The 17,621-nt window shown below is 67.1% G+C and carries 16 protein-coding genes; 11 read left to right on the forward strand and 5 right to left on the reverse strand.

All coding sequences use genetic code 11. From position 1 onward, the window contains the following. Positions 1-38 precede the first annotated feature (38 nt). The 4 genes from AC07O0_RS02820 to AC07O0_RS02835 all read left to right on the forward strand — a co-directional run bounded on the left by AC07O0_RS02820 (position 39) and on the right by AC07O0_RS02835 (position 3,559). Positions 39-941, forward strand: coding sequence for an alpha/beta fold hydrolase (locus AC07O0_RS02820; protein WP_494619835.1), 903 nt, complete (start codon positions 39-41; stop codon positions 939-941). Continuing rightward, on the forward strand, positions 938-2,017 hold the full coding sequence (locus AC07O0_RS02825) for a tartrate dehydrogenase (RefSeq protein WP_494619837.1): 1,080 nt from the start codon (positions 938-940) through the stop codon (positions 2,015-2,017). Before AC07O0_RS02820 ends, AC07O0_RS02825 begins: the two co-directional genes overlap by 4 nt. Before the next feature lie 74 nt (positions 2,018-2,091). Then, positions 2,092-2,796 (forward strand): TerC family protein, encoded by a 705-nt coding sequence (locus tag AC07O0_RS02830; RefSeq protein WP_494619839.1) that lies wholly within the window; start codon positions 2,092-2,094, stop codon positions 2,794-2,796. Between the two features lie 19 nt (positions 2,797-2,815). Next, complete coding sequence (locus tag AC07O0_RS02835) at positions 2,816-3,559, forward strand: TerC family protein (protein WP_494619841.1); 744 nt, start codon at positions 2,816-2,818, stop codon at positions 3,557-3,559. A 7-nt stretch (positions 3,560-3,566) separates the two neighbouring features. Here the strand turns inward: AC07O0_RS02835 and AC07O0_RS02840 are convergent, their stop codons facing one another. Then, positions 3,567-4,175, reverse strand: a complete 609-nt coding sequence (locus AC07O0_RS02840) for a 4'-phosphopantetheinyl transferase family protein (protein WP_494619843.1) — start codon at positions 4,173-4,175, stop codon at positions 3,567-3,569. Between the two features lie 126 nt (positions 4,176-4,301). Here AC07O0_RS02840 and AC07O0_RS02845 point away from each other — a divergent pair, with 126 nt between their 5' ends. The 4 genes from AC07O0_RS02845 (at position 4,302) to AC07O0_RS02860 (ending at position 7,366) form a co-directional block, all read left to right on the forward strand. Beyond that, positions 4,302-5,030: an AzlC family ABC transporter permease gene (locus AC07O0_RS02845; protein ID WP_494619845.1), complete on the forward strand. Its 729-nt coding sequence runs from the start codon at positions 4,302-4,304 to the stop codon at positions 5,028-5,030. Then, complete coding sequence (locus AC07O0_RS02850; protein ID WP_494619847.1) at positions 5,017-5,334, forward strand: AzlD family protein; 318 nt, start codon at positions 5,017-5,019, stop codon at positions 5,332-5,334. The genes AC07O0_RS02845 and AC07O0_RS02850 overlap by 14 nt, the downstream gene beginning before the upstream one ends. 178 nt (positions 5,335-5,512) lie before the next feature. Next, positions 5,513-6,379: a branched-chain amino acid aminotransferase gene (locus AC07O0_RS02855; protein WP_494619849.1), complete on the forward strand. Its 867-nt coding sequence runs from the start codon at positions 5,513-5,515 to the stop codon at positions 6,377-6,379. Between the two features lie 6 nt (positions 6,380-6,385). Next, on the forward strand, positions 6,386-7,366 hold the full coding sequence (locus AC07O0_RS02860; RefSeq protein WP_494619851.1) for an NAD(P)H-dependent flavin oxidoreductase: 981 nt from the start codon (positions 6,386-6,388) through the stop codon (positions 7,364-7,366). Position 7,367: 1 nt separating this feature from the next. Here AC07O0_RS02860 and murJ read toward each other — a convergent pair whose 3' ends face one another. Together murJ and AC07O0_RS02870 are read right to left on the reverse strand one after the other, a co-directional pair. Beyond that, complete coding sequence (gene murJ / locus AC07O0_RS02865) at positions 7,368-8,894, reverse strand: murein biosynthesis integral membrane protein MurJ (RefSeq protein WP_494619853.1); 1,527 nt, start codon at positions 8,892-8,894, stop codon at positions 7,368-7,370. Positions 8,895-8,991: 97 nt separating this feature from the next. Next, positions 8,992-10,026, reverse strand: a complete 1,035-nt coding sequence (locus AC07O0_RS02870) for a glycosyltransferase family 2 protein (protein ID WP_494619855.1) — start codon at positions 10,024-10,026, stop codon at positions 8,992-8,994. 100 nt (positions 10,027-10,126) lie between these two features. On the opposite strand from AC07O0_RS02870, the gene AC07O0_RS02875 reads away from it, so the two are divergent. Both AC07O0_RS02875 and AC07O0_RS02880 read left to right on the forward strand, forming a co-directional pair. After that, entirely contained in the window at positions 10,127-10,957 is an 831-nt protein-coding gene (locus AC07O0_RS02875; protein ID WP_494619857.1) for a ChbG/HpnK family deacetylase, read from the forward strand. Between the two features lie 131 nt (positions 10,958-11,088). Continuing rightward, positions 11,089-12,795, forward strand: a complete 1,707-nt coding sequence (locus AC07O0_RS02880) for a methyl-accepting chemotaxis protein (protein WP_494619859.1) — start codon at positions 11,089-11,091, stop codon at positions 12,793-12,795. A gap of 65 nt (positions 12,796-12,860) precedes the next feature. On the opposite strand, the gene AC07O0_RS02885 is transcribed toward AC07O0_RS02880, so the two are convergent. Beyond that, on the reverse strand, positions 12,861-13,460 hold the full coding sequence (locus AC07O0_RS02885) for a superoxide dismutase (RefSeq protein WP_091831660.1): 600 nt from the start codon (positions 13,458-13,460) through the stop codon (positions 12,861-12,863). A gap of 284 nt (positions 13,461-13,744) precedes the next feature. Between AC07O0_RS02885 and AC07O0_RS02890 the strand changes: the two genes are divergently transcribed. After that, a complete protein-coding gene (locus AC07O0_RS02890) occupies positions 13,745-15,217 on the forward strand; it encodes a hypothetical protein (protein ID WP_494619861.1) in 1,473 nt (490 codons plus the stop codon). Here the strand turns inward: AC07O0_RS02890 and AC07O0_RS02895 are convergent. Then, positions 15,204-17,345 (reverse strand): S9 family peptidase, encoded by a 2,142-nt coding sequence (locus AC07O0_RS02895; protein ID WP_494619863.1) that lies wholly within the window; start codon positions 17,343-17,345, stop codon positions 15,204-15,206. The genes AC07O0_RS02890 and AC07O0_RS02895 overlap by 14 nt on opposite strands. Positions 17,346-17,621 lie beyond the last annotated feature (276 nt).

The following is a 17,621-nucleotide window of genomic DNA, read 5'->3' on the forward strand; positions in this document are numbered from 1 at the left end:
CGGGTATCGGCTCTGATTGTTGCAATCTGAGAGGCCTGATGTCGCTGATCGAGCTCCCTGTCGCGGACGATCTGTTTCCCGGCTTCCGGCTGCTCGACGTCGCGACGATGGGTGCGCGCATTCGCGTTCGCACCGGCGGGGAGGGGCCTCCGCTCCTGTTGCTACACGGCTATCCCCAGACCCACATCATGTGGCGGCGTATCGCTCCGCAGCTGGCGCAGCGCTTCACCCTGATTTGCCCGGACCTGCGCGGCTACGGTGATTCCGAGAAGCCGCCGAGTGCGGCCGATCACGCGCCCTATGCCAAGCGCGCCATGGCGCAGGACATGGCCGAGGTCATGAGCGCGCTCGGCTATGATCGCTTTTTCGTCGGCTCGCATGATCGCGGTGCCCGTGTCGCGCATCGGCTGACGCTCGACCATGGCGAGCGGGTGCTGAAGCTGGCGACGCTTGACATCGCGCCGACGCGCGAAATGTATCGCGACACCAGCGATGCCTTTGCCCGCGCCTATTGGCACTGGTTCTTCCTGATCCAGCCGGCGCCTATGCCGGAGCGCATGATCGGCGCCGATCCGGAGTTCTATTGGACCAGCCGGCGCGCCTCGGACATGAAGCTGTTCGAGCCCGCGGTGCTCAGCGAATATCTCCGCTGTTTCCGCGATCCCGCGATGATCCATGCCAGCTGCGAGGATTATCGCGCCGCGGCGACGCTCGACATCGCCCATGACGATGCCGATGGCGGCAGGAAGGTCGCATGCCCGCTGCTGGCGCTCTGGGGCGAGCGCGGCGCGGTCGGAAAATGTTTCGATGTGCTCGGGCTCTGGCGCGAGCGTGCGGAAAACGTCCAAGGCCGGGCCCTGCCGGGTGGGCATTATCTGGCGGAGGAGATCCCCGATCTCGTCACCGCCGAGTTCTCGGCCTTTTTCGGAGAAGACACATGAGCCGCACCAACCGCGTCTATCGCATCGCTGCCATCGCCGGCGACGGCATCGGCAAGGAGGTCATGCCCGAGGGCCTGCGCGTGCTCGAGGCGGCCTCGAAGAAATACGGCTTCGAGCTTCAGCTCGACGAGTTCGACTTCTCCTCCTGCGACTACTATGCCAAGCATGGCAAGATGCTGCCGGACGACTGGAAGGAGAGGATCGGCGGCCATGACGCGATCTATTTCGGCGCCGTCGGCATGCCCGCCCAGGTGCCGGACCACATCTCGCTCTGGGGCTCGCTGCTGCTGTTCCGGCGCGAGTTCGACCAGTACGTCAACCTGCGCCCGGTGCGGCTGATGCCGGGCGTGCCCGGCCCGCTCGTCGGCCGCAAGCCCGGCGATATCGACTTCTTCGTGGTGCGCGAGAACACCGAGGGCGAGTACTCCTCGGTCGGTGGGCGCATGTATGGCGGCACCGAGCGCGAGATCGTCATCCAGGAGACGGTGATGAGCCGCGTCGGCGTCGACCGCGTGCTCAAATACGCCTTCGAGCTGGCCCAGCGCCGGCCGCGCAAGAAGCTGACCTCGGCGACCAAGTCGAACGGCATCTCGATCACCATGCCGTATTGGGACGAGCGGGTGAAGGAGATGGCGAAGAACTATCCCGATGTCGCGGTCGACCAGTACCATATCGACATCCTGACCGCGCATTTCGTGCTCAATCCCGACCGCTTCGACGTCGTCGTCGCCTCCAATCTCTTCGGCGACATCCTCTCCGATCTCGGCCCGGCCTGCACCGGCACGATCGGTATCGCGCCGTCGGGCAACATCAACCCGACCGGCGAGTTCCCGTCATTGTTCGAGCCGGTGCACGGTTCGGCGCCGGATATCTTCGGCCAAGGCATCGCCAATCCGGTCGGCCAGATCTGGTCGGGGGCGATGATGCTCGACCATCTCGGTGAGCACGAAGCGGCGAAGGGTATCGAGGCTGCGATCGAGCGCGCGCTCGGCGATGCCCGCACCCGCACCCGCGATCTCGGCGGCAGCCTGAATACCGAGGCCGCCGGCAAGGCGATCGAGCAGGCGCTGGGTTGACGACGACGCTGGCGCTGACCACAAGCAGTGGTCGGCGCCGAAAAAGACGTAAGACTTAAGGAGGGGAGACCAAGGTGCCTGATCTGACGTTTTCGCTGCTCGACGCCGCTCTCTGGGGCAAGCTCTTCGAGATCATTGCGCTCAATATCGTCCTGTCGGGCGACAATGCGGTGGTGATCGCGCTCGCCTGCCGGGCGCTTGCGCCTGAGCAGCGCGCCAAGGGCATCGCGCTTGGCGCTGGCGTCGCCGTGCTGCTGCGCGTCGTCTTCACCGTGCTGATCGCCTCCCTTCTCAACATGCCGTTCCTGCACATTGTCGGCGCGCTGCTGCTGGTCTGGATCGCGGTCAAGCTGATCATCGAGGACGGCGAGAGCGACGAGAACGCTGTCGCTGCCAGCAGCAAGCTCTGGAAGGCGGTGCAGACCGTCGCCATCGCCGACATCGTCATGAGCCTCGACAATGTCCTCGCCATCGCCGCCGTCGCCAAGGATTCGATCCCGCTGCTGGTCGGCGGCCTGATCATCTCGATCCCGCTGATCGTGCTCGGCGCCTCGCTGATCACCTCGCTCCTGACCCGCTTCCCGGTGCTGGTCTGGGCCGGCGCCGGCCTGCTCGGCTGGGTCGCGGGCGAGATGTTCGAAAGCGATCCCTGGCTGATCGGCAAGCTCGGCGAGACGCTTGCCCACCAATTGGAATACCCCGCTGCCATTCTGGGGGCCGTGCTCGTGCTCGGCCTCGGCTATTTCCTCAAGCAACGCCGGCCAGATCCGGCCCTCTAAGACAGGGACTGACCGACCTATGGATTTCGCATCTTCTGCTTTCTGGACGTCATTGCTCCAGATCATCTGGATCGACCTTCTGCTCTCGGGCGACAATGCGGTCGTCATCGCGCTCGCGGTGCGCTCGCTGCCGGAGAAGCAGCGCAAGGTCGGCATCCTGCTCGGCGCCGGCGCTGCCGTCGGCCTGCGCATCCTCTTCGCGGTGGTCGTCACCTATCTGCTCGCCGTCCCCTTCCTGAAGGTCGTCGGCGCGCTGCTGCTGTTCTGGATCGCGATCAAGCTCGCCAAGGGCGAGGAAGAAGCGCACAGCGACATCGAGGCATCAGACAATCTCTGGAAGGCGGTGCGCACCATCGCCATCGCCGACGCCGTGATGAGCCTCGACAACGTCCTCGCCATCGCCGCCGCAGCGCGCGGTCATTTCGAGCTCTTCATCTTCGGCCTGCTGCTGACCATCCCGCTGATCGTCTACGGCGCCCGCCTGCTCTCTACGGTTCTCGAGCGCTTCCCGATCCTGATCTGGCTCGGCGCGGCGCTGCTCGGCTGGATCGCTGGCGAGATGTTGCTTGGTGACCTGGCGGTGCTGCAGTGGCTGCAGGCGAACATGCCGAACTGGGTCGTCAGCGTGCCTGTCTCCGACACCAACCCGATCGGTCTCCTGCCCGCCAAGGTGCCGTTCTATACGGCGGCGACTCTCGGTGCGCTGGTCGTCGTCGTCGCCGGCTACCTCCTGAAGAAGAAGCCGGTCGACCAGCCGGGCTGAAGCCCGCTCAATCGAGTGTGATGAATGCGGCGGCCATGGTTTCATGGCCGCCGTTTTTCGTGAGCCGGATGACGCCGTCGGCGCGGCGGCCATTCTCCTCATCGCTGACGGCGAAATGCTCGGCGCCGTCGAGTTGCACCGAGAAGCTCTCGGGCGCGCGGGTGAAGCCGGTGCCGAGCGCTTTCACATAGGCCTCCTTGGCGCTCCAGAGCTGGGCGAAGGCGAGAGGCCGGGCAGGGGCAGGCAGGCCCTCGAACCAGCGGCGCTCGTCGGGGTGCAGAATGGCAAGGGGCGGCTCGCTTGCGAGCGCAATCTGTTCGACATCGATGCCGACCGGCCGATGCGCGAGGGCGATCGCGACGAGGCCAGCTCGCGTCGCCAGCGTCAGGTGCAGGCCGGAGCCGCGCGGACGAACGATCAACGGCCGGCCTGCCGGCTCATGCCCGATCTCGACAGCATCCTCGTCTAGGCTGAACTGGCGCGCCAGCAGCTTGCGTGCCAGCGATCGCCGCAACTCGGAGCGCTCCGGCAGGTTTGCCGGTCGTGCCTGTGTCGCGATCAGCCACGCCGCGGGCAGGGCAGGCGCGGTCTGATCGATGGAAGAAAGCCAGAGCATCTCGCGGTTCTAGTGCAGCGTGCGCCAGCGCGGAAGGAGACAGCCTCGCCCGCCCTGCGCCACGCTCATGGAGGCCCGGAGTTTGCAAGGCGTTGACGCATCGCGGGGAAACCGGTTCGAGGAGACATGCCTTTCGAAGCGAAATCCGAACCGCAAGCTGCGGCCCGACTTACCCTCGCCGGCATGATCCTCGGCCTGCGCCGTGTCTCCGTGCTGATGCCGGGGGTCATCGTCTTCGCCGTCGCCTTCGGTGCCGCTGCCTCGGCCAAGGGCCTCAGCCTGCTCGAGGCCGTGCTGATGAGCGCGCTGGTCTATGCCGGCGTCTCGCAGCTCGTGGCGATGGAGCTCTGGCGGCCGGAGTGGAGCTGGGGTGCGATCGCCGGCCTCGCCGTCGTCACGGCGACGGTGAATGCCCGCATGGTGCTGCAGGGCGCTTCGCTGCAACCCTGGTTCGCGCGCTATCCCAAGCTGGTCAACGCGGCGCATCTGTTCTTCTTCACGGATGCGAACTGGCTGATCGGCACGCGCTACCATGGTGAAGGCGGGCGCGATCTTGGCGTGCTGGTCGGTGCAGGACTTGCGCTCTGGCTGGTCTGGGTGGCGGCGACCGTGCCGGGCTATCTGCTCGGGGCGCTTGTGTCCGATCCGCGCCAATACGGCATCGATCTCGTCATGCCGATCTTCTTCGCGGCGATGATCGTGCCGCTCTGGCGCGGCAGGCGGGCGGCGCTGCCCTGGATCGTCGCCGGCATCGTCGCGCTGGTCACCGCGCGCCTTGTCGACGGCTACGCTTTCATCATCGTCGGTGCGCTCTCCGGCGCCCTTGCAGGGGCCTTCCTCGATGATGCTGCCTGATCCTGGAAGCTGGGGGGCCTATCTCGCCATCGCCGCCATGGCGCTGGCGACCTATCTCTGTCGCATCTCCGGCGTCGTGCTGATGGGCTTCATTCCACTGACGCCACGGGTCCGGCGCGGCCTTGCCGCCCTGCCGGGCTCGATCGTGGTCGCGACCGTCTTGCCGCTGATCGAGCGGCTCGGCTTCGCCGCCGGGTTCGCGCTGCTGGCGGCCGTCGCCAGCATGGTGATCCGGCGCAGCGAATTGCTCGCCTTGCTGGTCGGCATGGCAGTGGTCGCGCTGATGCGCGCCGCCGGCTTCTGAGGGCAGGGCGGGATCGCGCCGGCTCCGTCGCGGATTTACAAGCTGATGCCGCGATCCATCACCGGCTACGATCGCACCCATCACAGCAATCGTTCGCCGGCATGCGGCCGGCATGTTGACGCCGCCTTGCCTGCGGCAGACGGTGCCGGGCAGCAACCCTGACTGATCGGAGCGCATGATGGCTTGGTATTCGCAGACATGGACCTGGTTCGACGGTGAGTGGCGCGAGGGCAATCCCGGCATCATGGGCCCGCGCACCCACGCGGCCTGGCAGGCCTCCCAAGTCTTCGACGGTGCCCGCCATTTCGACGGCGTCTCGCCCGATCTCGACCGCCATGCCGCGCGTGTGAACCGCTCCGCCGTGGCGCTCGGCCTGAAGCCGATCATGTCGGCCGAGGAGATCGTCGCCAAGACCGCCGAAGGCGTGAAGAAGTTCAGCAGCGGCGCCGCGCTCTACATCAAGCCGATGTACTGGGCCGAGGCCGACGGCCCGTCGACCATCATCGGCGATCCCGAGTCGACCCAGTTCGCGCTCTGTCTGTTCGAGGCGGCGATGGGCGATCCCGGCAAGGGCTTCTCGGTGACCAAGGGCGCCTATCGCCGCCCGACCCTGGAGAACGCGCCGACCGACGCCAAGGCCGGCTGCCTTTACCCCAACAATGCCCGCGTCCTGCGCGAGGCCAAGGGCAGGGGCTTCGACAACGCGCTCGTGCTCGACATGCTCGGCAATGTCGCCGAGACCGGCACCTCCAACATCTTCCTCGCCAAGGACGGCGTGGTGAAGACGCCGGCTCCGAACGGCACCTTCCTGAACGGCATCACCCGCCAGCGCACCATCGGCCTCTTGCGCCAGGCCGGCGTGACGGTCGAGGAGACGACGCTGCGCTATGAGGATTTCGAGCAGTCCGACGAGATCTTCTCGACCGGCAATTACTCGAAGGTGATCCCGATCTACCGGATCGACGATCGCGAACTGCAGCCCGGCCCGATGTTCCGCAAGGCCCGCGAGCTCTACATGGACTTCGCCCACAGCAAGGGCGCCTGAGACCAGATGGCGCAGCTCGCCACCCGCCTGACCGAGCGCCTCGGGATCGAGCATCCGATCCTGTCGGCGCCGATGGCTCTGGCGGGCGGCGGGGCGCTCGCCGCCGCCGTGACCTGTGCCGGTGGCCTCGGCCTGATCGGTGGCGGCTATGGCGATGCTGGTTGGCTCGCCACGCAATATGCCGCCGCCGGCAACACCCGCACCGGCTGTGGCTTCATCACCTGGTCGCTGGCGAAGCAGCCGCATCTGCTTGGCGAGGTGCTGGCGCATCGGCCGGCGGCGCTGATGCTGTCCTTCGGCGATCCCATGCCCTTTGCAGGCGAGATCGCTGCGGCCGGCGTGCCGTTGATCTGCCAGTGCCAGAATCTCGGTCATGTTCGGACGGCGCTGGAGGCGGGCGCCGCGATCATCGTGGCACAGGGCGCCGAGGCCGGTGGGCATGGTCATGCACGCGGCACCTTGCCCTTCGTGCCGGAAGTCGCCGACCTGCTGGCGCGCGAAAGTCCGGACACCTTGCTGCTCGCCGCCGGTGGCGTCGCCGACGGGCGCGGCCTTGCCGCGGCGCTGATGCTGGGCGCCGACGGCGTCCTGGTCGGCACCCGCTTCTGGGCGAGCCGCGAGGCGCTGGTGCATCCGAACCATCATGCCGCAGCCGTCGCGGCGACCGGCGACCAGACGGTGCGCTCGGCACTGCCCGACATCGCCCGCCGGCTCGACTGGCCGCGGCCCTTCGACATCCGCGTCAGCGACAATGCCTTCATCGCGAAGTGGCGCGGCCGCGAGGCCGAATTGCGGGGCGCGATCGAGGATGAGGCGCCGGCCTATCGCGAGGCCTTCATGGCCGGCGATCCCGACAGGGCGGCGGTGGTCTTCGGCGAGGCGGCGGGCTTGATCTCGGATATCCCGTCGGCAGGCGAGATCGTCGCGCGCATGGTCGATGAGGCGGCTGATCGCCTGCGGGCTGGTGCCAGGCTGGTTGGCGGCTGAACTATCGCAGCAACCGCCAGAGCCCGGCCGCCCTCAGCCCGCCGAGCGCGATAGCGCCATAAATGCCGGCGGCGACGAGGCTGAGGATGGCGAGCGCGATCAATCGCGGCTCGTAGGGGAACCGGATCAGCAGCCCATAGAGCGGCTCGGCCAGCAGGCGTGCGACCAGCGCGGCGAAACCGGCGGCGACGCCGACGATCAGGATCAGTAGCGGCAGGCCGCGATCCGGGTTCGTCCAGCCGCGCTTCAGCGCGAGGCCATAGAGCGCGCCGAGATTGATCCAGGCGCCGCAGGCGGTGGCGAAGGCGAGGCCAGGCGCGCCATGGCTCTTCCAGAGCAGCAGCTTCAGGCCGACATTGGCGGCGATGGCGGCGAGCGAGACCAGCATCGGCGTCGTTGTGTCACCACGCGCCTGGAAGCTCGAGACCTGGGCACGGATCAGCACGATCGCCGGCAGGCCTATCGAATAGGCGAACAACACCGCGCCCGCGGCCTGCGTCGCCGCATCGTCGAAGCGGCCGCGTTCGAACAGCGCCGCGACGATCAGCTCGGGAATGGCGAGGAAGGCAGCGGCGAAGGGCGCGGCTGCGACCAGCGTCAGCGCAGTCGCGCGGTTCTGCGCAGCCTCCGCCTTGCTGTCATTGCCGGCGGCGACGGCGCGGCTCATCGTCGGCAGCAGCACCGTGCCGACGCCGATCGCGATCACGCCGAGCGGCAGCTGATAGAGCCTCTCGGCATAGTAGAGTGCCGAGTAAGCGCCGGCCGGCAGAAGCGAGGCGATGATGGTGTCGGCGAAGAGGGCGATCTGCACCCCGGCCGAGCCGATCACCGCCGGGCCGAACGCCTTGAGGAAGCTCTTCACCTCGCCGTCGAGACGCGGCCGCGTGAGCGCAGCCGAGACACCCGCCTGCCGCGCCGCGATCCAGAGCAGCAGCCACTCCAGCACGCCGGCGACGGCGACGCCCCAGGCGGCGGCATGGGCCGCGCTTGGGAACAGGAAGGCGATGAAGAGCGCCCCGATCAGGCAGACATTCAGGAGAATGGGCGCTGCCGCAGCGGCGGCGAAGCGGTCTACCGCGTTGAGATTGGCCGAGAGCAGCGTCACCAGGGTGACGAAGAGCAGATAGGGGAAGGTGATCCGGGTCAGTGTGACCGCGAGATCGAAGCGGGCGGGGTCGTTGACGAAGCCGGGCGCCAGCAGCCGCACCAGTTCCGGCATGAAGGGGATGGCGAGTCCCAGCAAGACGAGCTGGACGATCAGGTTGAGCGAGAAGACGCGGTTCGAGAACTGCGCCGCAGCCGCCTCGCCCGACTGCTCGCGGATGCGGCTATAGGCCGGGATATAGGCCTGGTTGAAGGCGCCTTCGCCGAAGACGGCGCGGAAATGATTGGGCAGGCGCAGCGCCACCGAGAAGGCGTCCATCAGCCCGCTGGCACCGAGCGCGGCCGCGAGCACAATGTCGCGGAGGAAGCCGGACAGCCGCGAGAGCAGCGTAAAGCCACTGACGGAGAGGATCTTTCTCAGCATCGCGCCACTCGGGGCCGCCGAGGTCGGCAGGCCGGATTGAGCTTAGCCGCATAGCTGCGTCGCGGGAGATGGTCCAGCACCGGGCTCGCTATGACACCTACCCGACTCCTGGCGGCAGTACATCGCCGCGCGGCGGAGCGCTGTCGTGCTTGTCGAAGCCGATGCGTTCGCCGACCAGGTAGAGCGGCCGGCGTTTCACCTCGGCGAAGATGCGCCCGACATATTCGCCGATCATCCCGAGCGAGATCAGCTGAATGCCGGAAAAGAACATGATCGAGACGATCAGCGACGGGAAGCCGGGCAGGTCGGTGCCGAAGAGCAGCGTGCGGACCAGGAAGTAGAGGCCGGTCAGCGTGGCGATGATGGCGATCACGACGCCGAGCCAGGTCGCGATCTTCAGCGGCACGGTCGAGAAGGAGGAGAGTCCGTCGAAGGCGAAGCTGAACAGCTTGCGGAAGCGGAACTTGCTCTCGCCATGCGCGCGGTCGGCGACCTCGAAGGGTACGCCGGTGGCGGGGAAACCGACCCAGGCATAAAGGCCCTTGGAGAAGCGAGCGCGCTCGGGCAGGGCCCGCAGAGCCTCGACAACGCGCCGGTCGAGCAGACGGAAGTCGCCGGCCCCTTCGGGCAGCTCGGTCTCGCCGAAGCTGGCGAAGAGCTTGTAGAACGCCTTGGCAAAGTTGCGCTTCAGCCGACCTTCGCCGGCCCTGTCGGTGCGCTGGCCATAGACGTTGAGGAAGCCTTCGCGCCACTTCGCCAGGAAGGTGGGGATCACCTCCGGCGGATGCTGCAGATCGGCATCCATGATCACCACGGCATCGCCGCCGGCATGGTCGAGCCCGGCGGCGATCGCGACCTCCTTGCCGAAATTGCGGCTGAAGGAGATGGCGTTGATCCGGCTGTCCTGCGCATTGAGGGCGCGCAGCGCAGCCAGCGTCCCGTCGCGGCTACCGTCGTCGACGCAGATGATCTCCCACGAGGCGACATGGGCATCGAGGATCGGTTCGAGCCGGGCGACCAGCGGCGCGAGATTGTCCGCCTCGTTGTAGACCGGCACGACGATCGAGAGTTCCGGCCGCGGAGCGGGCGCCGGCGTCGTGGTGGAAGCGGAGCTGGGCGCGATCGCGGACAAGACTTTCAGGACCTCTTCGGCTCGGCTAGGGCTGGTGCGGTGAAACGCGCAGCCGCAGGCTGCATACACCAGCGCTGATGAATAGGGGGTAACAGCCGGCATGACCCGCAGCTTCGTGCTCTGCGCCGATGATTTTGCCATGACCGAGGGCGTCAGCCGCTCGATCCTGGAGCTGCTCGCGGCCGGCAGGCTCTCGGCCACGGGAGCGATGACCAACCGGCCGCATTGGCCACGGCTCGCGCAGGAGCTCGCAGCCTTTTCAGGGGGGGCAGATCTCGGGCTTCACCTCAACCTGACCTGCGCTGCGCCGCTCTCGGCGATGCCGACCGTGGCGCCGTCCGGCAGCTTGCCGAAGCTCGGCGAGCTCGCACAGCTGGCGCTGCGCTCTGGCGCCGCGCGCGACGAGATCGCGGGTGAGATCGCGCGGCAGCTCGATGCCTTCGAGCAGCATTTCGTGCGTGCGCCCGACTTCGTCGACGGCCACCAGCATGTGCATGTCTTGCCTGGCATTCGACGAGCGGTGCTCGATGCGGTGGCCGCCCGCTACCCGGCCGGCTCGGTCTACGTGCGTGATCCGTCGGATTCCATCGCGGCGATCCGTGCGCGCGGCGTCGCCGTCGGCAAGGCTCTGACCGTGGCCGGGCTCGCGACCGGTCTGCGCAGCGCCGCGGCCCGGCGCGGCATCCCGACCAATCGCGGCTTCTCGGGCTTCTCGCCCTTCGATCCCGGGCGCGATTTCGCGGTCGATCTCGCGGCTTTCCTCGTCCAGCCGGGCCCGGTGCATCTGGTGATGTGCCACCCCGGCCATGTCGATGACGAGCTCGTCGCGCTCGACCCGGTCGTTGCGACGCGTCCGCTTGAACATGCGGTGCTGGCTGCTTTCGAGCCGCCGCCGGGCCTGCGGATCGGCCGTTTCGGCGCCGCAGCCTAGGCTCACGCTCCGCTGTCGCCCAGCGTGCAGGCCCCGTCTGCGCGCAATCGAAAATTTACCCCGCTCGTTCACTCTATGGGACAGCAGTCCCGACATCTCCGTGGGACGTCGGTGTCTGGAGTCCGCGGACGATGAGCGTGATGGCCTGGTTACAGTCACGGGCGCGGCGACCGCAGGCGGGCCTGCCTCAGGCCAGCCACGCCGAGACTGTGACGCGCTCGCTCAGCAGCCAGATCGCGGGCGCTGCCGTCGCCATCGTCGCCGTCGCCATCGTCTTCGTCGTGGTGGCTGCTGCCCGATACAACGAAACCAAGACGCGCGGCGATCTCGAGCAGAAGATGATGTCGCTGACCGCGATGATCGCCCATGCCTCGCCGCCCCTGATCCTGGCGCGCGATACGATCACGCTGAGCTATATTCTCGAATCGCTGAAGCGCGATCCCGATTTCGACGCTGGTTTCGTCGCCGATGATCTCGTCGCACTCGCCTCGGCCGGCCGCAATGATGAGGCGCGGCTGTCCTTCACCCCGAACAGGCTCAGTCGGCAGCTCGGGCGCGAGGCCTGGGATACGCTCGGCGAGCAGGACACACTCCGGCTCGAGGACAAGACCTATGTGACGCAACTGCTTACGGTGAAGGTCGGCGGCTTCAAGAAACAGATCGGCTATGTCGCCCTGCGCTTCGACAAGACCCGGCTCATTGCGCGCTCGGCCTGGGAGCAGTTCCTGACGATCGGGCTCGGCATCGCCCTGCTCGTGGTCCTCGGGCCGCTGCTCTGGATCTCGCTGTCGCGGACGATGCGGCCGCTGAAGAGCATGACCCGCGCCATCGTCAATATTTCAGATGGCAAGCTCGACACGCCGATCGACGCGGTCGGCCGTCAGGACGAGATCGGCGCCATCGCCAGGGCGCTCGGCGTGCTGAAGCTGCGCCTTGCCGAGCGGGCGAGCCTGCAGGAGCAGCAATTGGTGACGGAGGCGGATCGCCATCGCAACCAGAAGCGCGTCGAAGAAGCGATCGCGCTGTTCCGCGGCGAAGTCGGCGTCGCGCTCGAGGCCTTCAAGAGCAATGCCGACCGCATGGGCGAAGCGTCGGACGGCCTGGCACAGGTCGCGGCGGAATCGTCCGAGCGTGCCGCCCGCGCTGCCGAGAACTCACAAGGCGCCTCGGTCAATGTCGAGAACGCCGCCCAGGCCGCCGAGGAGATGGGCGCGGCGATCCGCGAGGTCGAGTTCCAGGTGCGCCGTGTCCGCACCGAGATCGTCGAGGCGGCGTCCGCCTCCCGCGACACCGCCGGCTCGGTCCAGGCGCTGGATGGGACGGCCCGCGCGATCGGCGAGGTGGTCAACCTCATTCGCGACATTGCCGCGCAGACCAATCTCCTGGCGCTCAACGCGACGATCGAGGCGGCGCGTGCCGGCGAGGCCGGGCGCGGCTTTGCCGTCGTCGCGGCCGAGGTGAAGAGCCTGGCCTCCCAGACAGCCGATGCGACCGATCGTATCGTCAGCCAGGTCGGTGCCATCCAGGGTGCGACGACCGAGGTCGTCGACGCGATCCAGAACATCGCCACCCGCATGGGCGCGATCGAGAGCTTCGCCAATTCGGTCGCCACCTCGATCGAGCAGCAGGCGATCGCGACCGGCGAGATCGCCAGCGGCGTCGCCATGGCAAGCACCTCGGCGCTCTCCGTCTCCAGCGACCTCAGCGTGCTGGCCGACAGCGTCGAGGAGACGGGCCGTTCGGCCGAGCAGGTCCGCCATGCCGCCGGTGAGGTCTCGGCCCAGGCGATGCGGCTCGATTCGACCGTGGACCAGTTCCTCAAGCGCGTTGCCGCTTGAGCATCATCAAACTGAAACGGGGCCCCGAAGGGCCCCGTTCATGTCCGTCGATCCGGCGATTCTGATCAGGCCTTGGCGCCGTCATAGAGCTCGGCGACATAGTCCCAGTTCACCAGGCTCTCGAGGAAGGCCTTGAGATAGTCCGGGCGACGATTGCGGTAGTCGATGTAGTAGGAGTGCTCCCAGACGTCGACGCCGAGGATCGGCGTGCCGCCATGGACCAGCGGGCTCTCGCCGTTCGGGGTCTTGCTGACGGCGAGCTTGCCGCCCTTGACCTCGAGCCAGGCCCAGCCGGAACCGAACTGGCCGACGCCGGCGGCGACGAAGTCTTCCTTGAACTTGTCGACCGAGCCGAAGGAATCGGTGATCGCCTTCTCCAGCGCGCCCGGCAGCTTGCCGCCGCCATTGGGCTTCATCCACTTCCAGAAGTGGAGGTGGTTGTAGTGCTGGCCGGCATTGTTGAACACGGCCGGGTTCTTGCCGTAGGAGCCCTTGACGATCTCCTCGAGCGATTTGCCCTCGAATTCCGTGCCCTTGATCGCGTTGTTGCCGTTGTTGACGTAGGCGAGATGGTGCTTGTCGTGGTGGTACTCCAGCGTTTCCTTCGACATGAAGGGCTGGAGGGCGTCATGCGCATAGGGAAGATCGGGCAGGGTAAAGGACATAGGGCCTCTCCTTGGGCTGTCGAAATCGCGACGTGAGAATGGCTGCGATGACGCAACGCTTGGGCAATGATTGCCCGGCGGAACACCCCGCCATTCGCCTGTTAGTTAAGCCCCTCGGTTCGCAGCGGCAACCGCCGAGGCCCGAGAAATCCGGCACGGCTGGACTGCGTCGTCGGCGGGAGAGCGTCGGGGGGCCATTTGGTTGGCAATCCGGAATGGTATCGATAGTTTAACCGCCGAGGCGGCAAGCTGTCGCAGCTCGCCCAGCCTCAAAGGAGCAAGCGTTGGTCAAGCTTTTCGTGGTTCTCGGGCTCGCTCTGCTGGCGGGCGGCGCCTATGCCATCGTCGATGGCTGGCCATATCTCGTTCTGGAACGTGGCTTCACCGAAGTCATCCTGGGGGCTTTGGCAACGATCGCCGGCCTGATCCTGCTCGCGCTCGCAGCCGTGCTCGCCGAAGTCCGCCGGCTCAAGGGGCTGGTCAGCGGTGCCATGGCGGTGGTGGCGCTGTCCGAATCGCGCGCCGACGAAGGGCCGCTGCCGAACGCGGCGCCCGCCCGCTTGGAGCCCGCGCTAGCAAAGGAGCCTGTGCGCGAGGCTGGGCATGTCGGCATCGCGACCACGCTGGCCGCGGGCGCTGGAGCTGCCGTGGTAGCCGGTGCGCTCACCAGCCTGGCGCAGAGCGAAGAGCGGCCGAAGGAAGAAAATCCGGACAAGGCGGATGTGGCCGACAAAGCGGAGGGGGGCGACGGCGATCGCGCCGAGCCCGCCGAGATCACCGCCGCCGAGCCATCGCAGTCGCCGCCGGCCGTGGCCGAGGAACCCGACAGCTGGCTGCTTCCCTCAGCCTCCCTGGCACTCGATGCCGCGCCTTCGGATACTGAGCCGGACCAGCGGAGCGAGAGCGACGAAGCCGACGAGACGGTCGAAGGTCCACTGGAGAAGCAGGAGCGCCCCGCTTCGGCGGGCGACGACGAGATTTCACAGCCGGACGACACAAAGGTCGATGACACAAAGGGCGACGACGCGAAGGACGAGGAAGCCGAATCGTCGGCCGTCTCTGCGGACGAGCCTGAAGATGCGCAGCCGGAGGGCGAGAGCGGCGCGGCAAAGCAGGAAACCGCGCCTGCGCCGAGCTCCGAGGATCAGCTCTGGTGGCCGAAGATCGAGCGCCCCGCCCGCGCGGAGGTCGCTTCGATCGACGACGAGTTCAACGCGCTGCGCAATCAGCTTGCCGGCGTCGTCAATGCGCCCGAGGTCGAGCCGCCGCGGCGCGATAGTGATGTGCTTGCTTCTTCCGAGAGTTGGATCGCGCCACGGCCCTGGCCGCCGGTGACGCAGCCGCGCGATCTCGGTATTTTGGGCGATGCCGAGACCGAGGCTGCCGCCAAGGCCCCGCCGGACGACGTGAAGACCGAACCGGTTCCTGCGGAGGACGAGCCTGCGGTGGCGGAGTCGGAGACCGAGGCCGAGCCTCAGGAGAAGGAAGCCCCGGAGCCGGTTTCTGCCGAGGCGGAGGCGCCCCCTGAGGAGAAGGTCGAGCCCTCAGTCATCGAGAGCAAGCCCGACGAGGAGCCTGCGGCGTCGGATGAGGGCGTGATCGGCGCCTATCAGGTCGGCGAGACGCAGTTCACCATGTTCGCCGACGGCTCGATCCACGCCCGCACGCCGGATGGCGATTACACCTTCGCCTCGATGGAAGAGTTGAAGGCCTATCTCGCCAGCGAGAAGGACAAGCTGGAGTCTAGCTCGAACTGACCGGCTCGCTGGCCTCGACCCAGCCGCCGCCTGCCGCCGTGATGGCGAAGGCGTAGGCGAGGGCGGTCTCCTTCAGCGAGTCGAAGCGCCCGGCGGCGCCGGCATGGCCGGCGTCCATGTTGGTGTGCAGCATGATCGGACCGCCGCCGGTCATGGTCGCGCGCAGGCGCGCAACCCATTTCGCCGGCTCCCAATAGGTCACGCGCGGATCGGCGAGGCCACCCGTCGCCAGGATCGGCGGATAGGCTTGCGGCTTGACGTTGTCATAAGGCGAATAGCTCAGGATCGTCCGGAAGGCGGCCTCGTCCCGGATCGGGTCGCCCCATTCCGGCCATTCCATCGGGGTCAGCGGCAGGCTCTCATCGAGGATGGTGTTGAGCACGTCGACGAAGGGCACTTCGGCGATGATGCCGGCGAACAGCTCCGGCGCGAGATTGGCGACCGCGCCCATCAGCATGCCACCGGCGCTGCCGCCTTCGGCGACGATGCGACCACGGCTGGTGAAGCCCTCCGCCGCTAGCATCTCACCGGCGGCGATGAAGTCGGTGAAGCTGTTTTGCTTGTTCTGGCGCTTGCCGTCGAGATACCAGCCCCAGCCCTTGTCGGTGCCGCCGCGGATATGGGCGATCGCATAGACGAAGCCGCGGTCGACCAGGCTGAGCGGTCGCGTCCGGAACGAGGCCGACATCGCCGCGCCATAGGAGCCGTAGCCATAGAGGAGGCAGGGCGCCGAGCCATCGAGCTTCAGATCGCGCCGATGCAGCAATGAGACCGGCACCTTGGCGCCGTCCTTTGCCGTCGCGAAGATGCGGCGCACGACATAGGCGTCCGGATCGTGGCCGGAGGGCACCTCCTGGCGCTTCACGAGCGTGCGCTCGCCGGTCGCGAGATCGTAGTCATAGGTTTCGGCCGGCCGCGCCATCGAGGCGTAGATGAAGCGCAACCGGTCGGTGTCGAACTCGTAGCCGGCATCGATGCCGAGCCCGTAGGCTTCCTCGTCGAAGGCGATGCTGCTCTCGGCCCCGCTCGTGAGGTTGCGGATGACGATGCGCGGCAGGCCCTCCTCGCGCTCCAGGCGGATCAGCCTGTCGGCGAGGCAGATATGGCTGAGGATGAGCCGGCCGCGCTTGTGCGGCACAAGGTCGGTCCAGTTCGAAGGCGAAGGATCGCTGAGCGGCGCGCCAACGACCTTGAAGTCTTCGGCGCCGTCGGCATTGGTCAGGATCAGCAATTCGTCGCCATGATGCTCGACACTATACTGCCGACCGGCCAGCCTGGGCGCGATCAGCCTGGGCTTGCCGGCCTTGTCGCTAAGGTCGACCAGACTGACCTCCGAGGTCTCGTGGTCGCTGCTGGAGATCAGCAGGAAGCGGCGCGACTGGGTCTGGTCGATATCGACGAACAGGCCGGGATCGGTCTCTTCGAAGAGCAGCTCGTCCTCGCTCTGCGGCGTGCCGAGCCGGTGGCGCAGCACGCGCGTCGGGCGATGGTCGTCGTCGAGCGCGACATAGGCGAAGGCGCTGGAATCGGCGGCCCAGATCATCTCGCCCGAGGTGTCGGAAATCCTGTCCGGCAGGTCCTTGCCGCTGGCAAGGTCGCGGATCCTGATGAGGTAAAGCTCCGAGCCGGCCTCGTCGGCGCTCCAGGCAAGCAGCCGATGATCGGGGCTGTGCTCGGCGTCGCCGAGATCGAAGAACTCTTTCCCTTCGGACAGGGCGTCGGCGTCGAGCATGACTTGCTCGCGGCCGGCCTTGTCCCCTCTAACCGCACGCGGCTTGCGGCAGATCAGCGGGTGCTCGCCGCCGCGCCGATAGCGGCTGTAGTAGAGGAACGGCCCGTCCGGCTGCGGCGGCTCGCTGTCGTCTTCCTTGATGCGCCCGCGCATTTCCTTGATCAGCGTGCGCTGGAGCGCCTTCGTCGGCGCCATCAGCGTGTCGCACCAGGCATTCTCCGCCTCGATATGCGCTTTGATCTCGCCGGGCAGGGCGTCCGGGTCGCGCAGGACCTCGCGCCAGTTCTCGGCGCGCAGCCAGGCGTAATCGTCGGTCAGTGCGACGCCATGGACAGTGCGGCTCTGCGGGCGGGCGGCAGGAGTCGGCGGGCCAGTGAACCTGCGCTGGCTAGTCATGTTTGGTCTCCAGATACGATTTGACCGCCTCGAACGCCACGATCGCTGTCGGGATCGCCTCGTCATTGCCTGCGACGACAGGTAGAGGTCGATGCAGACACTGACAAGGACAACCTTTTGGCGCAAATGCTGCAGCGCAAAGCGCTCAGGTTACGATTTGTGCTCCTCAAATCAGCAATAATATGTCTCGCTGAATGTATTCGAATCCTTGTTAGGCCACTTGCGACATTGATCCGCATGGCTTAGACGATTGCCTGCTGGTCCGTTTTGCATGAT

This window comes from Allobosea sp. GW821-FHT10B12 (assembly GCF_059415545.1).